7 protein-coding genes are annotated in these 8,366 nt (G+C 64.2%); 6 read left to right on the top strand and 1 reads right to left on the bottom strand.

Going from position 1 to position 8,366, the window contains the following annotated elements; translation table 11 throughout:
- Positions 1–145: 145 nt before the first annotated feature.
- The 6 genes from A5766_RS06515 to polA all read left to right on the top strand — a co-directional run bounded on the left by A5766_RS06515 (position 146) and on the right by polA (position 7,698).
- Complete coding sequence (locus A5766_RS06515; protein ID WP_005208745.1) at positions 146–1,192, top strand: branched-chain amino acid ABC transporter permease; 1,047 nt, start codon at positions 146–148, stop codon at positions 1,190–1,192.
- The gene (locus A5766_RS06510; protein WP_005208743.1) at positions 1,189–2,439 is read left to right on the top strand and encodes a branched-chain amino acid ABC transporter permease; all 1,251 of its coding nucleotides are present in this window, start codon (positions 1,189–1,191) and stop codon (positions 2,437–2,439) included. The genes A5766_RS06515 and A5766_RS06510 overlap by 4 nt, the downstream gene beginning before the upstream one ends.
- Positions 2,436–3,467: an ABC transporter ATP-binding protein gene (locus A5766_RS06505; protein WP_064903892.1), complete on the top strand. Its 1,032-nt coding sequence runs from the start codon at positions 2,436–2,438 to the stop codon at positions 3,465–3,467. The genes A5766_RS06510 and A5766_RS06505 overlap by 4 nt, the downstream gene beginning before the upstream one ends.
- On the top strand, positions 3,451–4,221 hold the full coding sequence (locus A5766_RS06500; RefSeq protein WP_005208739.1) for an ABC transporter ATP-binding protein: 771 nt from the start codon (positions 3,451–3,453) through the stop codon (positions 4,219–4,221). The genes A5766_RS06505 and A5766_RS06500 overlap by 17 nt, the downstream gene beginning before the upstream one ends.
- 4 nt (positions 4,222–4,225) lie before the next feature.
- Positions 4,226–4,801, top strand: a complete 576-nt coding sequence (locus tag A5766_RS06495) for a GNAT family N-acetyltransferase (RefSeq protein ID WP_064903890.1) — start codon at positions 4,226–4,228, stop codon at positions 4,799–4,801.
- A gap of 83 nt (positions 4,802–4,884) precedes the next feature.
- Complete coding sequence (gene polA / locus A5766_RS06490) at positions 4,885–7,698, top strand: DNA polymerase I (RefSeq protein WP_039856922.1); 2,814 nt, start codon at positions 4,885–4,887, stop codon at positions 7,696–7,698.
- A gap of 25 nt (positions 7,699–7,723) precedes the next feature.
- Here polA and A5766_RS06485 read toward each other — a convergent pair whose 3' ends face one another.
- Positions 7,724–8,347, bottom strand: a complete 624-nt coding sequence (locus tag A5766_RS06485; protein ID WP_005208730.1) for a TetR/AcrR family transcriptional regulator — start codon at positions 8,345–8,347, stop codon at positions 7,724–7,726.
- Positions 8,348–8,366 lie beyond the last annotated feature (19 nt).

Genomic DNA, 8,366 nt, shown 5'->3' with positions numbered 1-8,366 from the left:
GGTGGCCCCCTCTAAACGAACCCCCTAACTCCTGTCCCTGTCCCCCCTTCTACCGGGGGCGCCCCGAAACGCCGGCCCCCGGCGGCCCACCCGGGGGGGGGGGCGCGGTTCGTGTCTGCGACTTTTCGACGATTGAGGGGATCGTATGACCACCACACTTCTGGTGGCACAGACGTCGACCGCAGTGGCATCCACCATCGGATTCGACTATCACGCGCTGTTCGACGGCTTCTGGGGCCTGACCATCGAGGGGCTGACCTACGGATCGGTGTACGCGCTTGTCGCGGTGGGTTACACACTCGTCTATGGCGTGCTCCGACTGATCAACTTCGCTCATTCCGAGGTCTTCATGCTCGGCATGTTCGGCACCTACATCGGACTGCTGTTGTTGGGCTTCACGCCCTCGGGCAACACGTACTCCGAGGGAACGGTGATGACGGTCGTCTATCTCGTGCTCGCGGGGCTGTGCGGCATGATCGTGGCGGGCGGAGCGGCGGTCGGACTGGAGTTCGTCGCGTATCGGCCCCTACGTCGACGCGGCGCGAAGCCGCTCGCGTTTCTCATCACCGCGATCGGAATGTCGTTCGTACTGCAGGAATTCGTGCATTACGTGCTGCCGAAGTTCCCGGTCGACCCGCCACTCGGCGGCTCCACGGCACAACCGACGATTCGCCTCGTGGAGCCCGTGAAGGAGTTCACGATCTTCGGCGCCCCGGTGTTCAACATGACGATGGTGATCATCGGCTCGGCGTTGGTGCTGGCGCTCGGCGTCGATTTCATGATCAACAAGACCCGTCTGGGACGTGGGATCCGTTCGGTGGCACAGGATCCCGATGCCGCGCTGCTGATGGGTGTCTCCCGTGATCGCATCATCCTGGTGACCTTCCTCATCGGTGGTCTGCTGGCAGGCGCTGCGGCGCTGCTCTACACGCTGCGTGTACCCACCAACATCGTCTACAACGGCGGCTTCATCCTCGGGATCAAGGCGTTCTGCGCCGCGGTCCTCGGCGGAATCGGCAACGTTCGTGGCGCGCTCTTGGGAGGCTTGCTGCTCGGTGTGATGGAGAACTACGGTTCCGTGCTCTTCGGAAATCAGTGGAAGGACGTGGTCGCGTTCGTTCTCCTGATCCTCGTATTGATGTTCCGTCCAACCGGAATACTCGGTGAGAAGCTGGGGAAGGCGCGGGTATGACGACATCAGACAATGAGGCGTCAGACAGCGTGGCGTCAGCGAAAGTGTCGTCGACGCAATTGACCACGCCGCCGCCGCGCGGTCTCGGCGACCGTATTCGCACCTGGTGGGACAGCCTGCCTCGCGTACAGCAGTGGCTACTCGGCGTCCCCCTCATCATTCTTCTCGCGCTGCTTCCGGTCATCAAACCGCCACTGATCACGACGACGGCAACCAACTTCGGTGTGGTCATGGCGACGTTCGCCATGACGGCATTGATCGCCATCGGACTCAACGTCGTGGTCGGCCAGACGGGTCTCCTCGACCTCGGCTACGTCGGCTTCTACGCGGTGGGCGCCTACGTCGTCGCATTGCTGACGAGTCCGGCGAGTCCGTTGTGGAACAGCGAAGATCACGGCTTCTTCTCGGGGCCGTGGGCGTGGCTCGCATGCGTTCCACTCGCGATCATCATCACCGGACTCACAGGGTTGGTCCTCGGTACCCCGACCTTGCGCGTGCGAGGCGACTACCTGGCGATCGTCACACTCGGATTCGGCGAGATCGTGCGTCTGCTCGCCGACAACCTCACAGACATCACCAACGGCGCGTCGGGCCTGCAGGGTGTCCTGTTCCCCGAGCTCGGGCGGTCGGACAAGCATCCCGACGGTGTGTTCTCCGTCGGCAACAACAGCCCGACCGCCAACTACGGGGTCTGGTGGTATTGGCTGGGCATCGTCGCGGTGATCCTCGTGTTGATCGTCATCGGCAATCTGGAACGCAGCCGCGTCGGACGCTCGTGGGTGGCGATTCGTGAAGACGAGGACGCCGCCGAGATCATGGGTGTGCCCACGTTCAAGTACAAGCTGTGGGCGTTTGTGATCGGCGCGGGTATCGGCGGGCTGTCGGGCGCCGTCTACGCGGGCCAGGTGCAGTACGTCGATCCCAAGGCGTTCACGGTCATCAACTCGATGCTTTTCCTCTGTGCCGTCGTGCTCGGCGGACAGGGCAACAAGCTCGGCGTGATCGCCGGCGCGTTCATCATCGTCTACCTGCCTGCGCGGGTGCAGGGCATCGAGGTGGGCGGTCAGTCGCTCAGCGAGTTCAAGTACCTGTTCTTCGGCATCGCCCTCGTGGTGCTGATGATCTTCCGGCCGCAAGGCCTGTTCCCGGCACGAGCGCGACTGTTGACCTTCGGTCGCAAGGTTTATGCCGCTGTCCGTCGTAACCCCAACCCGCTACCGTCGGGAAGCGAGGAGGCGCACGCATGACGCACAGGACACCTGACGACGCCGCGGACGATCGCGCCGACGGCACCACTCCGCGTGTCGACATCAGCAAGGCGCAGACCGGGCCGGACAGCGTCGAACAGGTCCCAGACAACGTCGAACAGGTCGAGGAGGTGCTCGCCGACCCCGAGTCGACGGCTGTCGTCGACCCGGCAGCGGTCGACCCGCAACTCGCCGATCCAGAAGCTGTCGCCGAAGCTGTTGCGCCGCAACGGAACATCGAAACTGCCGAGGGTGAACCGCTACTGAAGGTCACCGGTTTGACCGTCGAATTCGGTGGGCTGGCGGCACTTGACGACGTCACGTTCGACATCAAGCGCGGCGAGATTCTCGGCCTCATCGGACCCAATGGCGCAGGCAAGACCACGTGCTTCAACGCGATTACGGGCGTCTATCGTCCGACGCGTGGAACGGTGGTCTTCGACGGTGCGCCGCTCGGCAAGATGTCGCAGCACAAGATCACTCGCAAGGGGATCGCGCGTACCTTCCAGAACGTGCGGCTCTGGGGTGAGATGACCGCGCTGGAGAACGTCTCCGTCGGCACCGATGCCCGGCACAAGACGTCGGTCTTCGGAGCAATCATGCGCACGCCGCGGCTGTACCGAGAAGAACACGACGCCGTCGACCGCGGGATGGCGCTGCTCGAGTTCGTCGGTATCGGTGCCCGCGCGGCGGAGAAGGCGTCGAATCTCCCGTACGGAGACCAGCGTCGTCTCGAGATCGCTCGGGCATTGGCCACCGAACCCAAGCTGCTGTGCCTCGACGAGCCTGCGGCCGGCTTCAATCCGAGCGAGAAGTCCGCGCTGATGGAGTTGATCCAGAAGATCCGCGAGGACGGCTACACCGTGCTGCTCATCGAGCACGACATGCGCTTGGTCATGGGCGTGACCGATCGCATCGTCGTCCTCGAATTCGGCCGCAAGATCGCTGACGGCTCACCGCGCGAGGTTCGCGAGAATCCCGCGGTCGTCGCCGCCTACCTGGGAGTTCCCGATGACCAAATCGCCTGACCTCAGCAAGGATTCGGCCGCGACGACCATCAAGACGCCGGTGCTGGAAATGACCGACGTCGTCATTCACTACGGCCGAATCCAAGCGCTGCACGGCATCTCGCTACACGTCGACGAGGGCGAGCTGGTGACTCTCCTCGGAGCCAACGGCGCGGGAAAATCGACCACCATGCGCGGGATCTCCGGTCTGCTCAAACTCAGTCAGGGCGACATCAAGTTCAATGGTGAGTCGATCACCAAGCTTGCCCCGCACGAGCGAGTGTCACGGGGAATCATCCAGGTTCCCGAGGGCAGACACATCTTCCCGGGAATGACGGTGCTCGAAAATCTTGACATGGGTTGCTATGGAAGGAAATTCGAGTCCAAGGCTGCCTACAGTCAGGCCCTCGACCAGGTCTTCGAGTTGTTCCCGCGGTTGGCGGAACGGCGCAAGCAATACGGCGGAACCATGTCCGGCGGCGAGCAGCAGATGCTCGCGATCGGTCGAGGGCTGATGGCGCGTCCCAATCTGCTGTTGCTCGACGAACCGTCAATGGGCTTGGCGCCCATGGTGATCCAACAGATCTTCTCGATCATCGCGCAGATCAACGCGGAGGGAACCACGATCCTGCTCGTCGAGCAGAATGCGCAGCAGGCCTTGAGCCGCTCCGATCGGGGTTACATCCTTGAGACCGGCACGATCCTGAAAGAGGGGCCGGGCAAAGAGCTACTCGTCGACGATGCGGTGCGTGAGGCGTATCTCGGCGTAGCCTGACGCGGTGACCGCCTACGCCATCGAGGGCTCAACGGACAACAAGCTCGTCAGCGAGATACTCGGAGAGGCGTTTGCCGACGACCCGGTGATGCGGTGGTTGCAACCCGACACCACCCGGTACGCGGCCCTGTATCGCGCATTGTTGACCGCGGGTCACGGGTCACGGGGACGTATAGACGTGTGCGTCGAGAATGACCGGGCCGTCGGCGCCGCGGTGTGGGACCCGCCGGGATTTCACCCCTCGAGCGGCCGCCAACTGTTGGCGGTGCCGCGGTTCCTGTCGGCACTGGGCGGTCGGTACCGTCGCGGCCAACAGATCGAGGAGATGTTCGCGGGATACCGTCCGCGCGAACCGCACTGGTATCTGGCATTCGTCGGCGCCACAGTGAACGGGCGCGGCGTCGGAAGTACGTTGCTGCGCACCGGGATGGAGTCGGTCGACGGCCCGGCGTATCTGGAGAGCTCCAACGAGGCGAATATTCCACTCTACGAGCGATTCGGTTTCACGGTGACCGCCGAGGTGACGTTGCCGGAGAACGGACCTACGGTGTGGCCGATGTACCGCAGCGCGCCTGGCTGAGGTTTCGTCAAGGGTCCGCGGGGTTGCCGGGGATGGGTTGCCGGGGATGAGGCGTGTCGGGGGGCGTCACTAGACTCGGCGGTGTGAGTCCTGCGCAAAGTGCACCCGTGAAGAGTTCCGACGGCACACCCGCTGACGGCAAGGCCGCGCCGTCGACGTCGTCGCGATCGAGTCAGAAGGGTGGCAAAGGTAAGCGTCAACCGACGTTGATGCTGCTCGACGGGCATTCGCTGGCCTACCGGGCGTTCTTCGCGCTTCCTGCCGAGAACTTCAAAACCGCGACCGGCCAGACGACCAACGCGGTGTACGGCTTCACCTCCATGTTGATCAACCTGCTCCGCGACGAGGAACCGACACACGTGGCAGCGGCGTTCGACGTCTCGCGCAAGACCTTCCGTTCGGAGATGTTTCCCGAGTACAAGGCGCAGCGATCCAAGTCGCCCGACGAGTTCAACGGTCAGGTCGATCTGACCAAAGAGGTGCTCGACGCGCTCGGAATCCCCGTCATGGCGATCGAGGGCTACGAGGCCGACGACATCATCGCGACGCTGGCAACGCAGGCCGAAGCGGAGGGCTACAAGGTTCTCGTCGTCACCGGCGACCGGGACTCGCTGCAGCTCGTCGACGACTCGGTGACGGTGTTGTACCCGCGCAAAGGCGTCTCGGAGCTGACCCGCTTCACCCCTGAAGAGGTCGAGAAGAAGTACGGACTCACACCCACGCAGTATCCCGACTACGCGGCGCTGCGCGGCGACCCGAGCGACAACCTGCCCGGCATCCCGGGCGTGGGGGAGAAGACGGCGTCGAAGTGGATTCGCGAGTATGGCTCTCTCGCCTCACTCATCGATCACGTCGACGAGGTCAAGGGAAAGGTCGGCGACGCATTGCGCACGCACCTGGCCTCGGTACAGACGAACCGCCAGCTCACTGAGCTCGTCCGCGACATGCAATTGCCTGCCACGCCCGACGAACTGGCGATGGTCGGCTGGGACCGCGACCGCATCCACCAACTCTTCGACGACCTCGAGTTCCGTGTTCTGCGCGATCGTCTGTTCTCGACGCTCAGTTCCGTCGAACCGGAGGCCGAATCAGGGTTTGAACTCGACGGGTCGGTCCTCGGCGAAGGTGAGGTTCGCGACTGGCTCGACGCGCACGCCCGCACCGGCCGCAGCGGCCTCACCGTCACCGCTCCGCACCAGGTCGTCGGCGCAGACGTGACGGGCGTCGCGATCGCCGCGACCGACGGTACGTCGGGCTACGTCGACGTCACGGTGCTCGGGCCCGACGACGAGAAGGCGCTCGGCGAATGGTTTGCCGACTCGACCATCGACAAGGCCCTCCACGAGACGAAGTGGGCCATCCACGCGCTGCGGTCTCGTGGGTGGACGCTCGCCGGTGTCACCAGCGACACCGCCCTCGCCGCCTACCTCGTGCGGCCCGGCCAACGAACCTTCAACCTCGACGATCTCGCGCTGCGCTACCTGCGACGCGAACTGCGAGCCGACGATGGCGCCGACTCCGGGCAGCTCTCGCTCCTCGACGACGACGGGGGCGCGGGCAAGATCGCCGAGCAGGCGATGCTCGAGGCGCGGGCTGTCGCCGAACTCGCCGACACCCTCGACACCGAGCTGGACCGCATCGACTCCAAACCGCTGCTCACCGAGATGGAACTGCCACTGCTGTTCGTGCTCGCCGACCTCGAGGCATCGGGCATCGCGGTCGACGTCGAGCACTTCGGTCAGCTCGAAGAGACGTTCTCCGAGCGCATCCGGACGGCCGCAGAGGCCGCCTACGAGGTGATCGGCGAGCAGATCAACCTCGGCTCGCCCAAGCAATTGCAGACGGTGCTGTTCGACAAGCTGGACATGCCCAAGACCAAGAAGACCAAGACCGGTTACACGACCGACGCCGACGCTTTGCAGACCCTCTATGAGAAGACCGAGCATCCGTTCCTGGCGTATCTGCTCGAACACCGAGATGCCACCCGACTCAAGGTGACCGTCGACGGTCTTCTCAAGTCGGTGGCCGACGACGGCCGAATCCACACGACGTTCAACCAAACCGTCGCGGCGACGGGTCGGCTGTCGTCGACCGAACCCAACCTGCAGAACATTCCGGTTCGTACCGAGGCCGGGCGGGAGATCCGCCACGGATTCGTCGTCGGCTCGGACAACGGACCCGGCGGCACCGGCAAGCCATACGAGACCCTCATGACGGCTGACTACAGCCAGATCGAAATGCGCATCATGGCTCACCTCTCAAGCGACGCGGGCCTCATCGAGGCGTTCAACACCGGAGAAGACCTCCACAACTTCGTCGGGTCACGAGCTTTCGGAGTGCCGATCGACGCGGTGACCACAGATATGCGGCATCGTGTCAAAGCGATGTCGTACGGTCTCGCGTACGGACTCTCGGCGTTCGGGCTCGCGGCGCAGCTGCGGATCAGTCGCGACGAGGCCAAGGAGCAGATGGAGGCCTACTTCGACCGCTTCGGTGGCGTGCGGGACTACCTTCATGACGTCGTCGTCGAGGCACGCCGAAACGAGTACACCGCAACGCTTTTCGGTCGACGCCGCTATCTGCCCGACCTCAACAGCGACAACTGGCAACGGCGTCAGGCGGCAGAGCGTATGGCGCTCAACGCCCCGATCCAGGGCACGGCTGCCGACATCATCAAGGTCGCCATGATCAACGTGCACAAGCGACTCGTCGCCGAGAAACTTGCCTCCCGCATGTTGCTCCAGGTCCACGACGAACTCGTCGTCGAAGTGGCTGAGGGTGAGCGCGAACAAGCCGAGAAGGTCGTTCGCGAAGAGATGGGCAATGCTATCGATCTGTCTGTGCCACTGGAGGTTTCGGTCGGCTTCGGTCGCTCGTGGGACGACGCCGCGCACTGAGGAACGCAGTCCTGCAATAGAGCTGTCAATTCTGCGACACGCGGGCCAGTTCGGTCTCGAGGCCGATGACGGCCAAGTCGACGGTCAGCTCGAACGCTTCGTCAGCGCGCACGCGTCCCGTCGGTGCTGCTGACAGCGCACGCCCGAGGGTGCTGTCAGCAGCGACGCCGTCGGCCGACCACACCTCCTCGGGTGCGCCGACGTCGAGCGCCGACCCGAGTGCGATGGTGTCGAGAAACGTGATGACGTGCAGCACCCGGTCGATCGGGAACCCGGCGTCGACGAGCTTCTGCGCCAATCGGTCGTAGCCGCGCAGCACCTCGGGTGCGCGGACCGTTTGCGCCGTGAGTGCCCGCACCAGTTCGGGGTGGGCACCGAAGCCCGCGCGGTAGCCGATCAGCCACTCTCGAACCACCTCGCGCCAGTCCTCCGGCCACTCGATCGACACCGAGAGTTCCTCGGCGATCACCCCGCGGATGAGCTCGAGGAGTTGCTCGCGGCTCGCCACATGGTGATACAGCGACGACACCGCGACGTTGAGGCGCTTCGCAACCCCGGGCATGGTGAACGAGCCGTCGGCGTCGAGCGCGTCGAGTGCCGCTCGGGCAATCGTGTTCGGATCGAGGATCGGTGTGCGCGGGCGGGGCATTCCGTAAGCCTAGTGACTC

Origin of the sequence: Gordonia sp. 852002-51296_SCH5728562-b, assembly GCF_001665475.1 — a bacterium.
GTDB lineage: Bacteria > Actinomycetota > Actinomycetes > Mycobacteriales > Mycobacteriaceae > Gordonia > Gordonia sputi.
The sequence above is the reverse complement of the archived record's forward strand: the minus strand, read 5'-3'. Positions and strand labels throughout refer to the sequence as shown.